This window comes from Rosenbergiella sp. YN46 (assembly GCF_036620675.1).
Classification (GTDB): Bacteria; Pseudomonadota; Gammaproteobacteria; order Enterobacterales; family Enterobacteriaceae; genus Jejubacter.
Genome location: NZ_JAZHEE010000043.1, coordinates 12173 through 32878 on the forward strand (window position 1 = coordinate 12173; position 20706 = coordinate 32878).

17 protein-coding genes are annotated in these 20706 nt (G+C 58.1%); 8 read left to right on the top strand and 9 right to left on the bottom strand.

Annotated features, from left to right (window positions below; genetic code table 11):
• Positions 1 to 13: 13 nt before the first annotated feature.
• Complete coding sequence (locus tag V3W49_RS20200; protein WP_500147782.1) at positions 14 to 1846, top strand: adenine deaminase; 1833 nt, start codon at positions 14 to 16, stop codon at positions 1844 to 1846.
• The gene (locus V3W49_RS20205; RefSeq protein WP_500147783.1) at positions 1827 to 3170 is read left to right on the top strand and encodes an NCS2 family permease; all 1344 of its coding nucleotides are present in this window, start codon (positions 1827 to 1829) and stop codon (positions 3168 to 3170) included. The genes V3W49_RS20200 and V3W49_RS20205 overlap by 20 nt, the downstream gene beginning before the upstream one ends.
• A 40-nt stretch (positions 3171 to 3210) precedes the next feature.
• Here V3W49_RS20205 and ccdB read toward each other — a convergent pair whose 3' ends face one another.
• The 7 genes from ccdB to puuD all read right to left on the bottom strand — a co-directional run bounded on the left by ccdB (position 3211) and on the right by puuD (position 9480).
• Positions 3211 to 3519 carry a type II toxin-antitoxin system toxin CcdB gene (gene ccdB / locus V3W49_RS20210; RefSeq protein ID WP_500147798.1) on the bottom strand — a complete coding sequence of 103 codons (309 nt, stop codon included), beginning with the start codon at positions 3517 to 3519 and terminating at the stop codon, positions 3211 to 3213.
• 1 nt (position 3520) lies between these two features.
• Positions 3521 to 3739: a type II toxin-antitoxin system antitoxin CcdA gene (gene ccdA, locus V3W49_RS20215; RefSeq protein WP_500147784.1), complete on the bottom strand. Its 219-nt coding sequence runs from the start codon at positions 3737 to 3739 to the stop codon at positions 3521 to 3523.
• Between the two features lie 145 nt (positions 3740 to 3884).
• A complete protein-coding gene (locus V3W49_RS20220; RefSeq protein WP_500147785.1) occupies positions 3885 to 4970 on the bottom strand; it encodes a malate/lactate/ureidoglycolate dehydrogenase in 1086 nt (361 codons plus the stop codon).
• 127 nt (positions 4971 to 5097) lie between these two features.
• Entirely contained in the window at positions 5098 to 6378 is a 1281-nt protein-coding gene (locus tag V3W49_RS20225; protein WP_500147786.1) for an NAD(P)/FAD-dependent oxidoreductase, read from the bottom strand.
• A 2-nt stretch (positions 6379 to 6380) separates the two neighbouring features.
• Positions 6381 to 7871, bottom strand: coding sequence for an aldehyde dehydrogenase PuuC (puuC, locus tag V3W49_RS20230; RefSeq protein WP_500147787.1), 1491 nt, complete (start codon positions 7869 to 7871; stop codon positions 6381 to 6383).
• Between the two features lie 261 nt (positions 7872 to 8132).
• Entirely contained in the window at positions 8133 to 8690 is a 558-nt protein-coding gene (puuR, locus tag V3W49_RS20235) for an HTH-type transcriptional regulator PuuR (RefSeq protein WP_500147788.1), read from the bottom strand.
• A 25-nt stretch (positions 8691 to 8715) separates the two neighbouring features.
• Complete coding sequence (gene puuD / locus V3W49_RS20240) at positions 8716 to 9480, bottom strand: gamma-glutamyl-gamma-aminobutyrate hydrolase (RefSeq protein ID WP_500147799.1); 765 nt, start codon at positions 9478 to 9480, stop codon at positions 8716 to 8718.
• Positions 9481 to 9693: 213 nt separating this feature from the next.
• Here puuD and V3W49_RS20245 point away from each other — a divergent pair, with 213 nt between their 5' ends.
• From V3W49_RS20245 to V3W49_RS20265, 5 genes are all read left to right on the top strand, one after another.
• Positions 9694 to 11112, top strand: a complete 1419-nt coding sequence (locus V3W49_RS20245) for a glutamine synthetase family protein (protein WP_500147789.1) — start codon at positions 9694 to 9696, stop codon at positions 11110 to 11112.
• A 385-nt stretch (positions 11113 to 11497) separates the two neighbouring features.
• Entirely contained in the window at positions 11498 to 12883 is a 1386-nt protein-coding gene (locus V3W49_RS20250) for an APC family permease (RefSeq protein ID WP_500147790.1), read from the top strand.
• A gap of 145 nt (positions 12884 to 13028) precedes the next feature.
• Complete coding sequence (locus tag V3W49_RS20255; RefSeq protein ID WP_500147791.1) at positions 13029 to 14210, top strand: OmpP1/FadL family transporter; 1182 nt, start codon at positions 13029 to 13031, stop codon at positions 14208 to 14210.
• Positions 14211 to 14370: 160 nt separating this feature from the next.
• Positions 14371 to 14838: a nuclear transport factor 2 family protein gene (locus V3W49_RS20260; protein ID WP_500147792.1), complete on the top strand. Its 468-nt coding sequence runs from the start codon at positions 14371 to 14373 to the stop codon at positions 14836 to 14838.
• A gap of 179 nt (positions 14839 to 15017) precedes the next feature.
• The gene (locus tag V3W49_RS20265) at positions 15018 to 16307 is read left to right on the top strand and encodes an MFS transporter (protein WP_500147793.1); all 1290 of its coding nucleotides are present in this window, start codon (positions 15018 to 15020) and stop codon (positions 16305 to 16307) included.
• Here the strand turns inward: V3W49_RS20265 and trpS are convergent.
• Entirely contained in the window at positions 16270 to 17313 is a 1044-nt protein-coding gene (gene trpS, locus V3W49_RS20270; RefSeq protein WP_500147794.1) for a tryptophan--tRNA ligase, read from the bottom strand. The two genes, V3W49_RS20265 and trpS, sit on opposite strands and share 38 nt — an antisense overlap.
• A 209-nt stretch (positions 17314 to 17522) precedes the next feature.
• On the bottom strand, positions 17523 to 17837 hold the full coding sequence (locus tag V3W49_RS20275) for a monooxygenase (protein WP_500147795.1): 315 nt from the start codon (positions 17835 to 17837) through the stop codon (positions 17523 to 17525).
• A gap of 336 nt (positions 17838 to 18173) precedes the next feature.
• Here V3W49_RS20275 and V3W49_RS20280 point away from each other — a divergent pair, with 336 nt between their 5' ends.
• Positions 18174 to 20327 (top strand): carbon starvation CstA family protein, encoded by a 2154-nt coding sequence (locus V3W49_RS20280; RefSeq protein WP_500147796.1) that lies wholly within the window; start codon positions 18174 to 18176, stop codon positions 20325 to 20327.
• Positions 20328 to 20706: the final 379 nt, after the last annotated feature.

Here is a 20706-nt window from a genome sequence, read left to right on the forward strand (position 1 = left end):
CCGGGAGCCCCCTATGCCCACCTCAGCTGAAACCCGCCGCCGGGCCGTACAGGCGGCGCGTGGCGAAATCGCCTTCGATCTGTTACTGACCGACGCTCACATCGTCGATATGGCCACCGGCGAAACGCGTCCGGCGGATATCGGCATCGTTGGCGAACTTATCGCCAGCGTCCACCCTCCCGGCAGCCGCCATGACGCGCATCAAACCCATACTCTTTCCGGCGCCTGGGTTACTCCCGGGCTGATAGACACCCATGTGCATCTGGAAAGTTCCCACCTGCCGCCGGCGCGCTACGCCGAAATCGTCGTGGCTCAGGGAACCACAGCCGTATTCTGGGATCCTCACGAACTGGCGAACGTGCTGGGCATCGAAGGCGTTTGCTACGCCGTCGAATCCAGCCGCAACCTGCCGCTGCAGGTCATGGTGGCCGCGCCCTCCAGCGTACCGTCTACCCCCGGGCTGGAGTGTTCCGGCGCGGAATTCGCTGGCAAAGAGATGAGAACCATGCTCGGCTGGGATGAAGTGCACGGCGTCGCGGAAGTCATGGATATGCACGGTATTCTGCACGGCAGCGAACGGATGCAGGAGATTCTGGAAGCCGGACTGCGCAGCGGTAAATTAATTGAAGGACACGCCCGGGGCCTGAGCGGCCAGGATCTCCAGGCCTATCTGGCGGCGGGGGTTACCTCGGATCATGAGCTTACCTCCGGCGCTGACGCGCTGGAAAAGCTGCGTGCCGGGCTGACCCTGGAGATACGCGGTTCGCACCCCTATCTGCTGCCGGAAATTGTGGCGGCGCTGAAAACGCTGCCCCATCTCTCTTCCCAGATAACCCTGTGTACTGACGATGTGCCGCCGGATATTCTGCTGGAAAAAGGCGGCATCGTCGCGCTGCTTAATCTGTTGATCGAACACGGACTGCCTGCCGTGGACGCGTTACGCTTCGCCACGCTCAACGCCGCCATCCGCCTGCAGCGTAACGACCTCGGTCTGATCGCCGCCGGTCGTCGCGCCGATCTGGTGGTGTTCGGCTCTCTGGAGCAACTCCAGGCGCAGCGCGTCTATGCGGCGGGTCGCCTGGTCGCGCAGCATGGTGTCATGCTGGAGCCGGTGACGGGCGCGCAAGCTGCGCCGCCACGCGATACCCTGCGTCTCGCCCCACTATCTCCCGAAGATTTCACCCTGCGTATCGGCGATATTCAGCACGGCGAGGCGCGGCTGCGCCATATTCGCGGCGCGCGCTTTACCCGGTGGGGAGAAGCAGAGGTATTGATCCGCAACGGCTGCGTGCAACTGCCCGACGGATTTAGCTTTATCTGGGTGCAACACCGCCACGGCCGCCATGCCGCGAAGCCGCAAATCGCGCTGCTGGAAGGCTGGGGCGAACTTCGCGGCGCCATCGCCACCAGCTATTCGCACGATTCTCACAACCTGGTCGTGTTAGGCCGCAGCCCGCAGGATATGGCGCTGGCGGCCAATACCCTGATCGCCAGCGGCGGCGGCATGGCCCTTACGCAAAACGGCGCGCTTATCGCCCATGTGGCTATGCCGATAGCCGGGATGCTTTCCGACAAACCACCTGCCGAGCTGGCCGCCGCCTTCCGCAATCTGCGCGAACGCAGCGCCGATATTGCCGACTGGGAACCGCCCTACCGGGTCTTTAAAGCGATCGAAGGCACCTGCCTGGCCTGTAACGCTGGCCCCCACCTGACCGATTTAGGATTAACCGACGGCGCCACCCGCCAGATTGTCGATCCTGTCATTGACTGTCGGGAAACACCGACTGACGCACAACAACAAGATGATAGCCCAGGAGAGCCAAATAATGGCCAATACCCCCGTTAACTCACCCGCTCCAGCCAGCTGGCTGGAGCGGCGCTTTGCGCTGTACACCCGCGGCAGCAGTATACGTACCGAATGTCTGGCTGGCATAACCGGCTTTCTTGCCGCCGCTTATCTGCTGGTGGTGATCCCCGGTCTGCTGGCCAGCGGCGGTATGGATAAAGGTGCCGCCACCACCGGAACCATTGTGGTGTTCGTTATCGGTTCGCTGCTGATGGCCTTCTACGCCAATCTGCCGTTCATCGTCGGGCCAGGAATCGGCGGCTCGGTGCTGGTCGGCATCACTCTTTCGGACAGCGCCGGTATCGGCTGGCAAATCGGCCTGGGCATCGCCTGCTGGTCCGGAATTCTCTTTTTCCTGCTGACCAAATTCGGGCTGCGTGAAGTGGTGACCCGCTCGGTTCCCCAGTCGATCAAGCTGGGCCTGACCGCTTCCATCGGCCTGTTCGTCGCGGTGTTGGGATTTCGTAACGCCGGGCTGGTACTGGCGAATGTTAAAACCAACGCCCTGATGCTGGGCGACTTTCTGTCGCCCAGCGCGCTGGTGGCGCTGAGCGGCCTGTTTCTGGCCATTGCGCTACAGGCGCGGCGGGTGCCGGGCGCCATTCTGTGGGCCATCCTGTTCGCCACCCTGGTCGGCGTTCCGGCAGGCGTTACCCGGCTGCCGGCAAGCTTTATCGACCTGCCGCATCCCATCACGCCGGTGCTGGGCGAAATTAACCTGACAGGCGCGTTGAACATAGCCTTTCTGCCCTTTCTGTTCGTCTTTTTTGCCTCAGAATTCTTCTCTACCATGGGGACGACGCTGGCGGTGGGCGGCGAGGCAGGCCTGCTGGACGACGAAGGCAATATGCCGCATATCAATCGCCCGTTTATGGTGGACTCTATCGCCGCCGCGCTGGGGCCATGGGTTGGCATTCCGGCAGCCACCGCGCTGATTGAATCCTCAGCGGCGGCGGAAGCCGGCGGCAAAACCGGGCTGACCGCGCTGGCGGCGGCGACCATGTTCCTGCTGATGCTGCTGTTCACGCCAGTGGCGCTGATGATCCCGAAAGAGGCCACGGCGCCAGCGCTGATTTTGATCGGTCTGAATATGTTCAGCGGCCTGCGCAAAGTGGATCTGGGCAATTTTACCGACGGGCTGCCGGTACTGATGATGGTGATGATCACCCTTATCGCCAACAGCTTCGGTACTGGCATCGCCGGTGGGCTGCTGTTCTATATCGCTATTAAGGCCGTTGCGGGCAAATGGCGTGACATTCCGGTGGGACTGTGGGTATTGGCGATTCCACTGATTTATTACTTTGCCACCCTGGTAAGGCACTGACAGCATCGAACGTCCCCCCGGGCGGCAAACTGCCCGGGGCTCAGCTCCCCCAAAACATCAGCTTTATCGCATCCTTAATCACATTCTCATAATCACTGAGATCGGCCAGTTCCTGGCCAGTAACGGCGGTGGTCACGCTGGCCATATCAGTGGTTATCAGTCGGTAGTCATCACCGCCGAATCGAACCACCGGATACAGCTCACGGGAAACGCGCTCTGACAGCAGGCTGGCGCTAACCAGCGGGATCGCCATTCTCCGGCCAGGGGTATCCACTATATCGCTCTGGACATCGACGAACAGGCGGTATCGGCTCTCCTTGCGCTTATAGGCATAGACGCGGTACTGCATCTCACCAGTCCCTGTTTTCATCGGCAAACGAGCCATTCTGTTCGATAAAGCGGGCGACCTCGGCCATCCCTTCAAGGTTTTCGGCCCGCCAGCGTTCGGCGCGCAACCGCCGGGCTTCCTGTTCCATGGCGGCGCTGACCAGTCCTGAGATATTGACCCCGGCCCCCTTAAGCTGCTGGTAGTGATCGCTGTCGACTGTCACGGTGATCCGCTGTTTCATTATGCACGCTCCGGTATGTAATTCGGATATGCGATACAGTATATACTTTTTTCTGCTGCCGCCGTGACATCATTCGCCTGGCCGCTATTGGAAGCGGCCACTCATCACCCGATGCCGGTACAGCCGCTATCCGCTAACGGTTAATTCAGCACCCCAGCCGCTGGCAGAAGGTCTGTAGCTTCTCTTCGCTCATGCCTGTCTGTTTCGCCGCCTCGCAAATCGCCTGCCAGCTACCGGCATCCAGCGGAATGCCCTGCTCCAGGCGATCCCGACGGGTATTCACTTCCCACTCGCCGGGTAGCAGAATCGGCGCATCATCGGCATGCGGCGAGGCTTTAACCCACTCAGCAAAAGCCTCGGTCTGCCGTTCGCAGTCCGGCGCGCCAAACAGTTCCGGGTTAATGATAATTGTCGTCATGCAGTTGAAAATGGCGTCCGCGCTATCCTGCAATGTCTCCTGGTGGGTGGTCTTCCCGCCGGAAAGCGCGCCGCCCATAATTTCGCACATCGCCGCCAGGGCATAGCCTTTATGCTGTGCGAAGGTCAACAGCGAACCTAAAGGCGAAACCTGCATCACGGCGGGATCGGTGGTCGGTACCCCGGCGGCGTCGATCAGGCATCCTTCCGGCACCGCAACCCCTTTGTGCCAGGCCACGCGCGTTTTACCGAACGCGATAGCGCTGGTGGCGTAATCCAGCAGTAGCGGGAAGTCGTTTTTACGTGGGAAAACAACGCAGAATGGGTTAGTGCCAAACCGGCTATCGCGACCGTTAAAGGGGGCAACCATCGGATTGCCTACCACGTTAACAAAATGAACCGAGACAAAGCCCGCCGCGGCACACTGTTCAGCCCAGTAACCAATACGCCCGATATGGTGAGAATTATGCAGGGCGACGGCCGCAATACCGAACTCACGCGCTTTTTCGATACCAAGCGCCATCGCCTCGCGGGCCGCCACCTGACCAAAGGCGCGGTTGCCGTCCAGCGTCACTATCGCGCCCGCGTCTTTCACCACGCTGGCATGCTGGTTAATTTGCAGTTGCCCCAGCGAATGTGAACGGATATAGCTGGGGATCATCCCGACACCGTGAGAATCGTGCCCGGCAAGGTTTGCGGCGATCAGATGATCGGCAACCTGCTGCGCTTCCTGCTCATGGCTGCCCATCTGGCGGAAAATAGCCTGGATAAAGTCGTGCAACGCCTGCGCGTGGTAGCGATGTCCACTGTTCATGGTGAGCTCCTGTTGGTTGGGTACCGGCTGTGGTTGTTATTTTTCAACAGCCTATGCTGCGCGCACGGGACGCTGAGATCAATCATCATGCAGAATATTCACCATGCGGGCCATCCCTGGCCCCGACTCAGACACCCAGCCTGTCCCGCAGGCTGTAGTAGGCAGCCCCCATGGCAGTAAAGGGAATGCGCAGATTACGGCCCCCCGGGAACGGATAGTGCGGCAGACGCGCAAAGGCGTCGAAGCGTTCGGCATCGCCGCGCAGCGCTTCGGCGATAAGCCGGCCCGCCAGGTGGGTACAGGTTACGCCATGCCCGCTGTAGCCCTGCATATAGTAGATATTGTTCTCCAGGCGACCAAACTGCGGCATCCGCGACATGGTGAGCAGGAAATTGCCAGTCCAGCGGTAGTCTATCTTCACCCCTTTCAACTGCGGGAAGGTCTTCAGCATCTTCGGCACTATCAGACGCTCAACGTTGTCCGGATCCCGGGCGCCGTAGACCACGCCGCCGCCATACAGTAGTCGGTTGTCCGCCGTCAGACGGTAATAATCCAGCAGATAGTTGCAGTCCTCGACGCAGTAATTGGCGGGAATAAGCTTTTTCGCGACATCGGCGGGCAGCGGCGCGGTGGCGACAATCTGCGTGCCGCACGGCATGCTGCGTTTCGCGAGTTTAGGCTCCAGCTTATCGCCCAGATAGGCGTTACCGGCAATCAGCACATAGCGCGCCGTGACCTGCCCGCTGGCCGTTTTCACGACTGCCGACGTTCCATGTTCGATCTTCACCACCGGCGACTGTTCGAAAATCCGTCCCCCGTTAAGTTTGATGGCCTGCGCTTCGCCGATCGCCAGATTGAGCGGATGAATATGGCCGCCGCTTCGGTCGAGCAGCGCGCCGACGTAGCGCTCGCTCGCCACTTCGTGGCCGATAGCCTCTTCATCCAGCAGCTCCAGTTGGCTATTACCGTAGCGCTCCCAGTTGGCCTTCTGCTCTTCAAGCGTCGCCATCTGCCGGTGATTCAGGGCCACAAACAGCCCGCCGGCGCGGTAGTCGCAGTCGATCCGATAGCGGCTTATCCGCTCGCGGATAATCTCGCCGCCCTCGAACATCATACCGCCCAGCATTCTGGCAGCGTCGGCGCCATAGCTGCTTTCAATCACATCGATATCGCGGCTGTAGGAGTTCACCAGCTGGCCACCGTTGCGCCCGCTGGCGCCGAAACCAACCCGCGCCGATTCCAGCACCACCACATCATAGCCCTGCTCGGCAAGATGCAGCGCCGATGAGAGCCCGGTAAAGCCGCCGCCCACCACGCAGACATCGCAATGAACGGACTCGGTCAGGGCGGGAAAGGGCGCATATTCGTTAGCGCTGGCGGCGTAATAGCTTGCGGTATGTTCAGTCATGATTAACACTCCAGAGCAATCCAGATGGTTTTCAGTTCGCTGAATTTATCCAGCGCGTGCAGTGACTTATCGCGTCCGTTGCCGCTCTGCTTCACACCGCCGAATGGCACCGTCATATCACCGTCGTTGTAGTTATTCACAAATACCGCCCCGGACTTGAGACGACGGCTCAGGCGATGCGCCCGGGAGAGATCCCGGGTCCAGACCGCCGCTCCCAGGCCGTAGTCACTGTCATTGGCAAGGTCCAGCGCCTGCGCTTCGCCGTCAAAGCGCGTCACCACCAGCACCGGGCCGAAAATCTCTTCCCTGGACAGGCGGATCGCCGGATCGCTGACCGCGAAGATGGTCGGCCCCAGGCTCGCGGCCTGTTTACAGTGACGCCCGTCCAGCAGCAGTTGCGCGCCGCTGTTTTCGCCGTCGCGAATAAAACCGTGCACGCTGTCGGCGTGAGCGCTGTCAATCAGCGTACCCATGGCGCATGCGGGATCGAGAGGATCCCCAGGCAGCCAGCGTTGCGCCTGCTGCTTCAGCAGCTCCAGAAAACGATCGGCAATGCTCTCTTCCACCAGCAGGCGGGTGCCGGCGATACACACCTGGCCCTGGTTATAGAAGATGCCTGCGGCCGTAGCGGCAGCGGCTTTTTCCAGATCCGGGCAGTCGGCGAAAACGATATTGGCGCTCTTGCCGCCCGCTTCCAGCCAGACGCGTTTCATATTGCTGTCTCCGGCGTCGCGCAGTAGCTGACGCCCGGTGCGTCCGGAGCCGGTAAAGGCCATCACATCGACATCCATATGCTGCGATAGCGCCTGTCCCGCCTCATGGCCGTAGCCGCTAATCACGCTGAGCACGCCGTCCGGCAGCCCCGCTTCCCGGGCCAGCGCCGCCAGACGTAGCGCGCTGAGCGGCGACTTTTCCGACGGCTTCAGCACCACGCTGTTACCTGCTGCCAGCGCCGGCCCCAGCTTCCAGCAGGCCAGCATCAGCGGGAAGTTCCACGGCACCACCGCGGCCACCACGCCTACCGGTTCGCGCACGATCAGCGCCAGGGCATCCTCCGCGGTATTCGCCACTTCGCCATAGACTTTGTCGATAGCTTCGGCATACCAGCGAATGGCGCGCACGGCGCCGGGAATATCGTCGCGCAGGCTGTGGCGAATCGGTTTACCGGTGTCCAGGGTTTCCAGCAGCGCCAGCTCTTCAGCGTGCAGCGTCATTAAATCCGCCAGCCGGTTGAGCACCGCCTTACGCTGCGCAGGCGCCGCCCGGGACCAGTCGCCGCGTTCGAAGACCGCCCGCGCTGCGGCCACCGCCCGGTCAACATCCTCCTTTTTGCCGCGCGCCACCTCGACCAGGGTCTGGCCGGTAGCGGGATTAATACAGGCAAAGGTGGTTCCGTCCCGGGCCGCGCAATATTCACCGTTAATAAACAGACGCCCTTCCGGCACGTAATGACGCGCCTTTTCCTGCCAGTACTCCTGTGAATGGAAGTCCATAGTTACCCCTTAATTTTCAATTGGATATAACAGGTTATCGCTCTGTTTGCGGCAAAAGGCGGCCGCAGGCGACCCCGGGAAATATTTCCCGTAAAAGCCAGCCGAAGGCCTGAATAAATCAGGCCACTAAATATCCGTCATACTTCAAGCAGCCTCTTTGTTGGCTGCCTTCGTTCACCCCTGTCACATAGTACGACTATGCTCCCGGGGATCCTCTCAGTTGCCGCCGCGATGCAGCTCAAATTATTCAGGCTATAGAAATCAGAATGTTGTGGGGGTATGCGCGCTGATAATGCGGCAGATACCCGCCGATGTATTACTGAAGCTGTGGGGAATACCGGTATTGATGGCATAGCTCTGCCCGGCGGTCAGATGATAGCTCTGACCGCTGATGGTCAGTACCACTTCGCCTTCCAGTACCGTACCTATCTCCTCTCCCTGATGCTTGATCCTCTCCCCTGTCGTGGTGCCCGGCTGATAGGTTTCAAACATCATGGCGAGCTGCCTGTCGGGATTCCCGTTGTGAACCAGCTTCATCGACACTCCCTGGCTGCCGATCTCGATCAGATCCTGCTGTTCAATCACCACCCTGGGCTGGTCAGGCTTATCCGACTCGGCAAAGAACTCCGACAGCGACAATCCATAAACCCTGAGCAGCTTTTGCAGGGTGCTGATGGCAGGACTGACCTTGTCCTGTTCGATGGTGCTGATGGCGCTATGGGTTAACCCCGACAGTTCCGCCACCCGGCGCTGTGAAAGACCCAGCTGTTGACGAATTTCCGCCAGACGCTTCCCCGGAGCCAGAGCCTGATCGCTCATATGCGTATTTCCTTTAACATTATGGTCAAATCTGCTGTTTTTCAGCGTGATAGTTCTGGCAGGCGCTGATAAAGCCTGCCAGCAGCAGACGCGAAAGTTCATATTCGCGACTGTTCCATTCCGGATGCCACTGCACACCCAGCGCATAGGGATGATCGTGAACGCTGACCGCTTCTACCAGTCCATCCTGCGCGCGCGCTTCGATGCGCAACCGCGGGCCGAGCGTTTTCGCCCCCTGCCCGTGTAATGAGTTCACCCAAAAGGTACTGCAACCCGGTATCAAACGCGAAAGCACCCCGCCCGACTGCACCTGCACTTCATGGGAGGGCGCATACTGCTGATCCACCGGAAGTTCCGGATCCTCACGGTGCTCAAGAAACGCCGGTTCTTCAAACAGCCGACGATACAGAGTCCCTCCGGTGGCGACAACCAGTTCCTGCATCCCCCGGCAGATGGCGAAAAGGGGGATGCGCCTTTCGAGCGCGGCGTCGATTAACGCCAGGCTCAGAAGATCACGCCCGGGATCGGCGTCAGGCTCATCGCCGTTTTCACCATAAAGGTGCGGCTGCACATTGCTGGGGCTTCCGGTCAGGAAGATGCCGTCGAGTTTGGGCAGCAATGCTGCCAGAAGCTGAGGTTCCGCCAGCGCATGCGGCAACGCGATCGGCAAACCGCCGGCAAATATCACGGCATCCAGGTACTTTTCTTGCAGGGTCTGGGACGCGTGTCCCTTAATCCTGTTCCTGCACATCACAACACCAATAGTCGGTATGTCAAATATATTGCCCATGATCGGCCTCACATGCTGGACTAAATTATTTCCAAAAAACTTCCATTTTGCCACTTTCCGTTCAATATTTTCTCAATCTAGCAGTGCGATAACTGTTTTTCAAACTTAAATTAACATTTGACAAACATTCAGGTCGGATACAAATTCAACACAACGGACATTATATTTAACAGCCGTCCGACCCGTTCGCAACCAAGACAACGATGGTGAATCATGGAAACCAATATCCTGGAAGTTGAGAACTTTATTCAGCATTCTGAAGAGAGGCGAAGTAGCGCGTTCGGCCTCGAAGTAAAACGCTATCTGGAACGCTACCCGGAAACTCAGTATGTGGATGTGCTGCTCACCGATCTTAACGGCTGCTTTCGCGGCAAGCGTATTCCGGTGTCCGGCCTGCGCAAGCTGGAGAAAGGCTGCTATTTTCCGGCATCGGTATTCGCCATGGATATTCTGGGCAACGTGGTCGAAGAAGCCGGGCTGGGCCAGGAACTGGGGGAGCCAGATCGCACCTGTATTCCGGTGCCAGGCACCCTGACACCTTCCGCCGCCGAACCACAAACCATCGCCCAGCTGCTGCTGACCATGCTGGATGAAGATGGCACTCCCTTTGACGTTGAACCACGAAACGTTGTTAACCGGCTCTGGCAGCAGCTACGCAGCCGCGGCCTGTTCCCCGTGGTAGCGGTAGAGATGGAGTTCTATTTACTCGATAAGCAGCGCGACGCCGACGGCTATCTGCAACCGCCCTGCGCCCCTGGCACTCAGGATCGTAATACCCAGAGCCAGGTCTACTCAGTGGATAATCTGAATCACTTTGCTCAGGTGCTGAATGATATTGACGAACGGGCCCAGCTTCAGTTAATTCCCGCCGATGGCGCCGTGGCCGAAGCCTCCCCGGGCCAGTTCGAAATCAACCTAAACCATACCGATAACGTGCTGGACGCCTGCGACGACGCCCTGGCCCTTAAGCGTCTGGTGCGCGTGGTGGCGGAAAAACACGATATGCACGCCACCTTTATGGCAAAACCCTACGAAGAGCACGCCGGAAGCGGTATGCATATCCATATCAGCATACTCGACAGCCGGCAGCGCAACGTGCTGGCGGATGACAACGGCGAAGATTCGGCGCTGATGAAGCGCGCGCTGGCTGGCATGATCGACCTGATGCCAGCCTCGATGGCGCTGCTGGCGCCAAACGTCAACTCTTACCGCCGCTTCCAGCCCGGCATGTATGTGCCCACTCAGGCCTCCTGGGGCCATAACAACCGCACCGTGGCGCTGCGTATTCCCTGCGGCGATCGCAATAATCATCGGGTCGAGTACCGGGTAGCGGGCGCCGACGCTAACCCTTACCTGGTGATGGCCGCGATCCTGGCCGGTATATTGCACGGTCTGGATAACACACTGCCGCTGCCGGCCCGGGTGGAAGGTAATGGGCTGGAGCAGGAAGGGCTGCCCTTCCCTATTCGCCAGAGCGATGCGCTGTCGGCATTCGCAGACCATCAGGCGCTGCGCGAACGACTTGGCGAGCGCTTCAGCCGCGTCTGGCTGGCCTGTAAAAATGACGAACTCGCCCAGTTCGAACGCCTGATCACCGACACCGAAATCGACTGGATGCTAAAAAACGCCTGAGGGCGTAAAAAACGCTCCCGTCAGGGGCAAATAATCAATAGCATCATGCGGCCTGAGTGGAGCCAGGCCGTCATAATGATCCCCGGGCAAGGCCATAAAAGCCAACGCACGCAGAGATCATTTTCCGATTGCCGTCCAGGGAGCGCAGGCGGCAGCGGAACTTCCTAACATTTCAGATTTTGACGAGGAAATATAATGATGCCGTTCTCAGCCTACCCGCCGGGTGCCGGCCTGCGCCCGGCCCGGTGTGAATCCGGGCCAACCAAAGGTCTGAACAACTGCGCTTTTCCCTGGTTCCCGGTGGCGCGATTTCCCCCTTTGCTAAGACGGTTTGCAATGAGGATCACACCACAGCAAATCGTTACCGGCAAAGGGGGTGAGCGTCATGTCCACTAATACCTCGCTGGATACCGCAGCCGTGTCCAGACCACAGCTGCGCAAATCCCTGAAGCTCTGGCAGGTAGTCATGATGGGCCTGGCCTATCTGACGCCGATGACGGTGTTCGATACCTTTGGTATCGTTTCCGGGGTAAGCCACGGCCATGTTCCGGCCTCTTACCTGCTGGCGCTGGCTGGCGTGCTTTTTACCGCTATCAGCTACGGCAAGCTGGTGCGCCAGTTCCCTCAGGCGGGTTCGGCCTATACCTACGCCCAGAAGTCCATTGGCCCCCACGTCGGCTTTATGGTGGGCTGGTCGTCACTGCTTGACTATCTGTTTCTGCCGATGATCAACGTGCTGCTGGCGAAGATCTATCTGACTGCGCTGTTCCCGGAAGTTGAATCCTGGATCTGGGTGGTGGGCTTTGTGATTATTCTGACCGCCGCCAATCTGAAGAGCATTAACCTGGTCGCCAACTTTAATACCCTGTTCGTGCTGGTACAGGTGGCGATTATCGCCGTCTTTATCTTCCTGGTGGTGCACGGACTACAGCGTGGCGAAGGGGTGGGCACCGTCTGGTCATTACAGCCGTTTATTAGCGAAAACGCCCAGCTGCTGCCGATTATCACGGGGGCGACCATCGTCTGCTTTTCGTTTCTGGGCTTTGATGCGGTGACGACGCTTTCGGAAGAGACGCCGGATGCCGCCAAAAAGATCCCTAAAGCCATCTTTCTGACCGCACTCTATGGCGGGCTTATCTTTATTATCGCTTCGTTTGCCATGCAGCTATTCTTTCCGGACAACGCGCGCTTTAAGGATCCGGACGCGGCGCTGCCAGAGATTGCCCTGTACGTCGGCGGCAAGCTGTTTCAGTCGATCTTCCTGTGTACCACCTTTATCAATACTCTGGCATCGGGGCTGGCTTCCCACGCCAGCGTTTCGCGGCTGCTGTATGTGATGGGGCGCGACCGGGTCTTTCCTGAGCGGGTCTTCGGCTATGTACACCCGAAGTGGCGTACCCCGGCGTTGAACGTGATTATGGTAGGTATCGTGGCGCTGTCGGCACAGTTCTTCGATCTGGTCACGGCCACGGCGCTGATTAACTTCGGGGCGCTGGTGGCCTTCACCTTCGTCAATCTGTCGGTGTTTAACTTCTTCTACCGCCGGGAGGGACGTAATAAAACCCGTAAAGAGAAGTTTCACTATCTGATACTGCCGCTGGTCGGCGCCGTCACCGTCGCCGTGCTGTGGGTCAACCTGGAAGCCACCTCTCTGACTTTAGGGCTGATCTGGGCCGCGCTGGGGCTACTGTACCTGACCTGGCTGACCCGGCGCTTTCGTCAGCCGCCGCCGCAGTTCGATGCAGCCCGGGTCGAACGCACCTGGAATTAAGCTGAATTTTACCAGAGGCCGATAGCGGCCTCTGGTATTAAATAGTACTAAATCTGACATTCACCATTTTTCCTTCTCTCCTTTGTTACTATTCCGGCGCGCAAAAATTAAGCGCAATCCCCTTTGTCAACCACGCCGGTACGTTATGAAAAAACTCGCCATCTTTTGCTACGGACTGCTGTTCCCGATCCTGACCCAGGCCAGCGGTCTTTACTTTTATGAAATCGGTACCGAAGATACTGCGCTTGCCGGTGCCGGACAGGCCGCCCGTGCCCAGGATGCCTCGACCATCGCCACTAACCCTGCGGGAATGACCCGCCTGCCGGACCATATGATAACCACCGGCATGCAGGTGATGGGCGGCGATATCTCTTACGACATGGACGGCAATGGCCGTAGCCCGGGCAACGTGATGAAGCCGTTTCCCAATGCCAGCCTGTTCTACAGCCAGCGTCTGAGCGACAACCTCTACGCCGGTATAGGCATCTACGGCAACTTCGGACTCGGCATTGATTTCGGCAACTGGGCGGGCGAACGACTGATTAATAAGAGCACCATGGTGGGCATGACCCTGAGCCCGTCCATTGCCTGGAAGCTAAGCGATAAAGTTTCCGTCGGCTTCGGCCCCGGCATTAACTACGGCTACCTGAGCCTGAAGCGCGACGTCGACGGCAGCGATAAAAGCCAGCATGACACCGACTGGGCCATGAACTACAAACTCGGCATACTGATGGATTTAACCAACCAGACCCGATTGGGGATAACCTGGACCAGCAAAACCGATTACGACTTTGATATCGACGGCAAAGCGCGCTTCCCACACCTGCCCAACCGGCAATACGATCTCCCGCTCTCCGCCCAGGTACGGGCGCCCCAGCAGATTATGGTAAGTCTGGTGCATGATATTAATCGCCAGTGGTCTGTCATGGGCGATCTGGGCTGGCAGGACTGGAGCCAGTTCGGCAGCCCGAAAATAACGGCGGGCAACCGCGACCTTACCCATGATAATCGTCTGAAAGACTCCTGGCACACCGCGCTGGGGGTTCAATATCGCCCAAATGAGAAGTGGCGAATTAACGCTGGCATCGCCTATGACAGCACGGTCTATGATTCCCAGAGCGATGTGTCACTGTCACTGCCGACCGGCGATGAATGGCGTTTCGCCACCGGCGCCCAGTATCAGATTACGCCATCCAGCAATATTGGCTTTGCCGTGGAATATCTGCATATGCAGTCGTCGAAAGTACAGTCGCCCGCCGTATTTAAAGGTGAATACAACCACCCTTATCTGTGGTTCGCCAGCGTCAACTACAGCTATCAGTTCTGAAACTATTACCCCAAGGTAACTACTTGTAGCGCTCCCGGCCTTTTGCTAATAATGAGCCGGGTCTGACACGCAGACCGGTTTATTCATCAGCATATTATTATCGGCTATTGGGTTATTTATGGCCGGGGCTTCCCCGCGCCATCACAATGAGAAATCGGGTATGAAAATAGCAATAAAGCGTATAGCGATCGCGGCGATGGTACTAACGACAGGCTTTTGTGCAAGCGCCCTGGCGCAGGATAACTCCCCCGCCCGGCAGGAAAAAAATCGCCAGCTGGTGATTAATTTCTATAACGACTTTTTTAACCGCCATGAGGTGGATAAAGCTGCCCGGGTGGTGGCGGAAGATTACCGACAGCATAACCCCCAGGTGGCGGACGGAAAGAAACCCTTCGTGGAAGGATTCCGCGCCTATTTCCGTCAGCATCCCGGCTCCCGGGCGCGTATCATGCGCAGTGCCGTCGATGGTGATACGGTCTGGCTGCATGTTCACGCTACGGAGCGCGACGGCGATCGCGGTGAAGCGGTGGTGGATATTTTCCGGGTGCGCGACAACAAAATTGTCGAGCACTGGGATGTTATCCAACCGGTGCCGGATAAAGCGCAAAACGCCAACACTATGTTCTGATTTCCCCCCTTCATTCCCGGCGCGGCTCCCCGTGCCGTTAAACCTCATAAATCACAAGCCTTTGTCTTAGCTGATAAATTTGCAACAGCGATCGCACTTTTTCACGTCTGCGCTTTCCGTTATGTCGCATTGGTTTACATTCATGCAACATAACTACCATACTAACAGGGCTCGTGATTATGCAGGCCATCCGCAAGACCAACGTCAGGTTTCACATCGCTGTCCTGATGCTGTTCGCCACCATTATTAACTATCTGGATCGCACCGTAATGTCGGCGGCAGCGCCGGTAATTGAAAAAGAGCTGGCGCTGAATGCCGAGAAGATGGGCTGGATTATGTCGGCCTTCTTCCTGAGCTATGCCCTGTGTCAGATACCGGCGGGGTATCTGGCTGACCGCTTCGGCCAGCGCCGGACTCTGGCGGTATCTGTGGTCTGGTGGTCGCTGGCCACTATGGCGACCGGCCTGGCCCGTACGCCGCTGGCCTTTGTTTCCGCCCGGATCTTTATGGGGATCGGCGAAGCAGGGGCTTACCCGTGCAACAATGGCGTGACTGCCAAATGGTTCCCGGATCGCGAACGCGGCAAAGTGGTGGCGCTGTTCGACAGCGGCTCCAAGTTTGGCACCGCTTTCGCCATGCCGCTGGTGGTATGGGCCATTGCCAGCTGGGGCTGGCATGCCGCCTTTTATTTGTGCGGCGGGCTGGGGCTGCTGTGGGCGCTATGGTGGCTGCGAGTCTATCGCGATCCGGAAAGCCACCCGACCGTAAGCCAGGATGAACTCGACTGGATCCGCAGCGGCCAGGCCAAAAAAGAGGGACTCGATAACCGCATTCCCATGAAATGGTATCAGCTGTTTAAGTACCGCAACGTCATCGCCATGTGCGCCGGTTTCTTTATGCTGAACTACGCCATCTTCTTCTTTATTACCTGGTTCCCCACCTACCTGATGAACGAGCGCGGCATGAGCCTGACAGAGATGGGCTTCGCCGCCATGTTACCGCCGCTAAGCGGTATTATCGGCCAGTATATCGGCGGCTGGTTTACCGACTATCTGTACGCCCGCACCGGCAACCTGAATATCGCCCGTAAGATCAACCTGGTGGGCGGAATGCTCCTTGCCACCAGCATCGCCCTGGCGGGAGTGATTGAATCCACCCAGGGCATGCTGGCGCTGCTGTGCCTTTCCTACGCCGGCCTGGCCTTTGCCGCATCGGCGCTGTGGTGCCTGCCGGGCGATATCGCGCCGCGCAATATGACTTCGCTGCTGGCGGGAATGCAGAACGCCATCGCCAACTGCGGCGGCATTCTTGGCCCGGTAGTGACCGGCTATCTTATCGCCAGCAATAACGGCTCCTTTATTCCGGCGCTGGCGGTTTCAGGCGCTGCCTGCCTGGCCGGAGCGCTTATCTATCTCTTTGTTCTGAAGGATATTAAGCCGATAGAGGTAAACGACAGTCCGACGCCGTAAAGGAAGGTAACCCCAGCCCGCATTTGACCTCTTCCAGCGTATCCTGGGTCAGCGCGCGGGCCTGATGGCTACCCTGGATAAGAATATCCATTAGCGTATCCCGATCGCGAATCAGCTCGATGCGGCGCTCGCGAATAGGCGCCATCAGCGCCTGCAGGCACGCTTCCAGCTCTTCCTTACACTGACGATCCCCCAGCCCGCCGCGCTGATAGTGTTGTTTCATTGCATCGACTTTACTGCTCTCGGGATGAAAAGCGTCCAGATATGTGAACACCACATTACCCTCAACACGCCCGGGATCGCTAATTTTCAGATGTCGGGGATCGGTATACATGGCTTTTACCGCCCGGGTAATCTCTTGCTCGCTGGCGGAAAGCGCCAGCGCATTGCCCAGGGATTTCGACATCTTGGCATTTCCATCCACGCCAGGCAGTCGACTAACGTTTGAGAGCTGCGCCTGGCAGCGGCGCAGCACCGGTTCAGGCAGCAGGCAATTCATTTTGTGGACGATCTCGTTAGTCTGCTCGATCATCGGCAACTGATCCTCCCCCACCGGTACCAGATCCGCCTTAAAGGCAGTAATATCCGCCGCCTGGCTGATAGGATAAGCCATAAAGCCAACCGGCAGCGCGCGGGAAAATCCCTTCTGGGCGATTTCGCTTTTTACCGTAGGGTTACGCTCCACCCGGGCGACAGTCACGATATTCATATACAGCATGGTCAGTTCGGCCAGCGCCGGAAGCGACGACTGCAGGCAGAAGGTGGTATGGGCGGGATCGATACCGACAGCCAGATAATCAGCCATCACCTCCAGAATATTACCCGCCACCTTGTGCGGGTTACTGCCGTTATCGGTCAGCCCCTGCATATCGGCGATAAGAATAAACTGGCGGGACTGACGCTGTAGCGCCACACGCTGACGCAGAGAGCCAACATAGTGGCCCAGATGCAGCGGGCCAGTGGGGCGATCGCCGGTAAGAATCGTGGGAAGAACGGTGCTGGTCATAAGAAGCTCCTTTAGCAACAAAATGTGCCGGAAAGCGTCTTAGTCACCAAAAACAACAGCCGCCTTCCGGCGGCTGTCTGAATCAATGCTCACATCGCAGCGGGCCGCCCGGTTCAGGGCTGCCACCAATAAGCGCTGCGGTACGAAAATGTGATATTGATCGTTTTCATAAAAGTATCCTGTCACAAACCCCCCGTTAATGGAAGGGGTTATGCCTGGCGCTGCGTCGCACCATGGTTTATCGCCGTCAGCGGCTCATTAACGTCAAACAGTTCGCAGACCACCTCGTTAACGCCCATAGCCTGTAGCCTGGCGGTGTGCTTTTCCATATAGGCCCGGGCGCTGTTATCGTCTGCAAACAGGTAAACGCCTCCCGCCAGCTGACGCTGGGCATCTTCGGTCCAGACCTTCCAGATAAACCCCGGCTCCTGGTTAATGGATTCGGCCAACGCTTTAAGCTGTGCGGCCATCTGCGCGCCAAACGGGCCGTTGAAATGGAAGTGAATCTGTATAAGTTTTGCCATTGTCGTTCTCCATAACGATTGCGATCGTAGCCCCGATTATGACATTCCCCGCGCTAAACACCCAGCACCGTTACCCGGACTTCCCCAACTGATTTATGAGACATTAATCACATATTTCAATCTGTTAGCGGCGCCGGATAACCGTTCGGGCGACGCAGCAACCGCTCAACGCGCCATACGACCGCTTAATCAACTTTTCCCCTGAGCGCTGTACAAATTTGCCACTATACGGCCAACGCTGGAAACAACCTTTTTAATCCCCGGCCGCGACAGGAGTCAGTGCGGCCTTCTCTTAGTCAATCAATAAACAGCAAAATAGTGACAAGCAGGTCTTCTATGAATAATAACAAGCTCATCAGGCATATCCCCTGGGTCGCACTGGGGATACTCGGTGCGTGCTGTCTGGCGGTAGTCGCGCTACGGCGCGGCGAACACGTCAGCGCGCTCTGGATAGTCGCCGCCTCGGTATCGGTCTATCTGGTCGCCTATCGATATTACAGCCTCTATATCGCGCAGAAAGTCATGAAGCTCGACCCGACGCGCTCAACCCCCGCGGTCATCAATAACGATGGCCTGAACTACGTGCCAACCAACCGCTATGTGCTGTTCGGTCACCATTTTGCCGCTATCGCCGGTGCCGGGCCGCTGGTAGGCCCGGTGCTGGCCGCCCAGATGGGCTATCTGCCGGGCACCCTCTGGCTGCTGGCTGGCGTAGTGCTGGCGGGGGCGGTACAGGACTTTATGGTGCTGTTTATCTCCTCACGCCGTAACGGTGCCTCGCTGGGTGAGATGATCAAGGAAGAGATGGGCCGGATTCCGGGCACTATCGCACTGTTCGGCTGCTTCCTTATCATGATTATCATCCTGGCGGTGCTGGCGCTTATCGTGGTGAAGGCGCTGGCCGAAAGCCCGTGGGGCGTATTTACCGTCTGCTCCACGGTGCCGATTGCGCTGTTCATGGGCATCTATATGCGCTTTCTTCGCCCGGGCCGGGTGGGTGAAGTTTCCATTATCGGTATCGTGCTGCTGGTGGCCTCTATCTGGTTTGGCGGCGTTATCGCCCACGATCCTTACTGGGGCCCGGCGCTGACCTTTAAAGACACCACCATCACTTACGCGCTGATCGGTTACGCTTTTGTCTCCGCTCTGCTGCCGGTCTGGCTGATTCTGGCGCCGCGCGACTATCTGGCCACCTTCCTGAAGATCGGGGTTATCGTCGGTCTGGCGCTGGGTATTGTGATCCTGAATCCGGATCTGAAAATGCCGGCGGTGACTCAGTATATCGACGGTACCGGCCCGCTATGGAAAGGGGCGCTGTTCCCATTCCTGTTTATCACCATCGCCTGCGGCGCGGTTTCCGGCTTCCACGCGCTTATCGCTTCAGGCACCACGCCCAAGCTGCTGGCCTGTGAAACCGACGCGCGTTTTATTGGCTACGGCGCCATGTTGATGGAATCCTTCGTCGCCATTATGGCGCTGGTGGCGGCATCGATTATCGAACCTGGCCTTTACTTCGCCATGAACACCCCGCCAGCCGGTCTTGGCATTACCATGCCGAACCTGCATGAGCTGGGCACCGATCAGGCGCCGATGATCATGGCTCAACTGAAAGAGGCCACGGTTCATGCGGCAGCTACCGTCAGCTCCTGGGGCTTTGTGATTTCGCCGGAGCAGATCCTGCAAACTGCGAAGGATATCGGTGAACCTTCAGTGCTGAACCGCGCAGGCGGCGCGCCGACCCTGGCGGTCGGTATCGCCCACGTGTTCCATAAGATAATCCCGGCTGCCGATATGGGGTTCTGGTATCACTTCGGTATTCTGTTCGAAGCGCTGTTCATCCTGACCGCTCTGGACGCCGGTACCCGTTCTGGCCGCTTTATGCTCCAGGATCTGCTGGGTAACTTTATTCCGTTCCTGAAGAAAACCAACTCTCTACCCGCCGGTATCGTCGGCACCGCCGGTTGCGTAGGACTGTGGGGCTATCTGCTGTATCAGGGCGTGGTGGATCCGCTGGGCGGCGTGAAGAGCCTGTGGCCGCTATTTGGTATCTCGAACCAGATGCTGGCCGCCGTGGCGCTGATTCTGGGCACCGTGATCCTGATTAAGATGAAACGCACTCGCTATATCTGGGTCACCATGCTGCCGGCTATCTGGCTGCTTATCTGCACCACCTGGGCGCTGGGTCTTAAGTTGTTCAGCAACAACCCGCAGATGGAAGGCTTCTTCTATATGGCGCGGCTGTATAAGGAACAGATCGCACAGCAGGGTTCCAGCCTGACCGCAGAGCAGATAACCAATATGAACCACATTGTGGTGAACAACTACACCAACGCCACCCTGAGTATTCTGTTCCTGGTGGTGGTGTACAGCATCCTGTTCTATGGCGTGAAGACCTGGTTGCAGGTGCGTAACAATCCGGAGCGCACCGACAAAGAAACGCCTTATGTTCCGGTTCCGGAAGGTGGCGTGAAAGTCTCTTCGGGACATTAATACCGCGAGGTGAATTGTAAAAGGGGCTGCCACCAGCCCCTTTTTTTATGGTTTAGCGTGGAGTGTTCGAAAGCGGAAATAAGAGACAGCGTCCAGGGAGAGGGCCGGGGTGAGGGTGACAGGCGGCTCCGGCGCCCGGTTTCAGAACAAAAATGGCAGAATATGATGATTCGGTGGGCTGTTCCGTTCATTGCCGGGCAACTCCCTCTCCCGTTTCGGGAGAGGGCCGGGGTGAGGGGAACAGACGGCTTCGGTGCCCGCTTTCAGAACAAAACCGGCAGAATATGACGATGCGGTGGGCTGTTCCGTTCACTTTGCGTGATTGCTTCTCTGTTAATCCACCGCGGGTGAACGGGCCAGGGGGGCTCAGTCGCCGCTC

Excerpts from the sequence above, each read along its gene's own strand:
- V3W49_RS20245 (WP_500147789.1), top strand. The coding sequence starts at position 9,694 with ATGGAAACCAATATCCTGGAAGTTGAGAACTTTATTCAGCATTCTGAA.
- puuC (WP_500147787.1), bottom strand. The coding sequence starts at position 7,871 with ATGGACTTCCATTCACAGGAGTACTGGCAGGAAAAGGCGCGTCATTAC.
- V3W49_RS20260 (WP_500147792.1), top strand. The coding sequence starts at position 14,371 with ATGAAAATAGCAATAAAGCGTATAGCGATCGCGGCGATGGTACTAACG.
- V3W49_RS20205 (WP_500147783.1), top strand. The coding sequence starts at position 1,827 with ATGGCCAATACCCCCGTTAACTCACCCGCTCCAGCCAGCTGGCTGGAG.
- V3W49_RS20275 (WP_500147795.1), bottom strand. The coding sequence starts at position 17,837 with ATGGCAAAACTTATACAGATTCACTTCCATTTCAACGGCCCGTTTGGC.
- V3W49_RS20255 (WP_500147791.1), top strand. The coding sequence starts at position 13,029 with ATGAAAAAACTCGCCATCTTTTGCTACGGACTGCTGTTCCCGATCCTG.
- V3W49_RS20250 (WP_500147790.1), top strand. The coding sequence starts at position 11,498 with ATGTCCACTAATACCTCGCTGGATACCGCAGCCGTGTCCAGACCACAG.
- ccdA (WP_500147784.1), bottom strand. The coding sequence starts at position 3,739 with ATGAAACAGCGGATCACCGTGACAGTCGACAGCGATCACTACCAGCAG.
- puuD (WP_500147799.1), bottom strand. The coding sequence starts at position 9,480 with ATGGGCAATATATTTGACATACCGACTATTGGTGTTGTGATGTGCAGG.
- V3W49_RS20280 (WP_500147796.1), top strand. The coding sequence starts at position 18,174 with ATGAATAATAACAAGCTCATCAGGCATATCCCCTGGGTCGCACTGGGG.
- ccdB (WP_500147798.1), bottom strand. The coding sequence starts at position 3,519 with ATGCAGTACCGCGTCTATGCCTATAAGCGCAAGGAGAGCCGATACCGC.
- V3W49_RS20220 (WP_500147785.1), bottom strand. The coding sequence starts at position 4,970 with ATGAACAGTGGACATCGCTACCACGCGCAGGCGTTGCACGACTTTATC.
- puuR (WP_500147788.1), bottom strand. The coding sequence starts at position 8,690 with ATGAGCGATCAGGCTCTGGCTCCGGGGAAGCGTCTGGCGGAAATTCGT.
- trpS (WP_500147794.1), bottom strand. The coding sequence starts at position 17,313 with ATGACCAGCACCGTTCTTCCCACGATTCTTACCGGCGATCGCCCCACT.
- V3W49_RS20265 (WP_500147793.1), top strand. The coding sequence starts at position 15,018 with ATGCAGGCCATCCGCAAGACCAACGTCAGGTTTCACATCGCTGTCCTG.
- V3W49_RS20200 (WP_500147782.1), top strand. The coding sequence starts at position 14 with ATGCCCACCTCAGCTGAAACCCGCCGCCGGGCCGTACAGGCGGCGCGT.
- V3W49_RS20225 (WP_500147786.1), bottom strand. The coding sequence starts at position 6,378 with ATGACTGAACATACCGCAAGCTATTACGCCGCCAGCGCTAACGAATAT.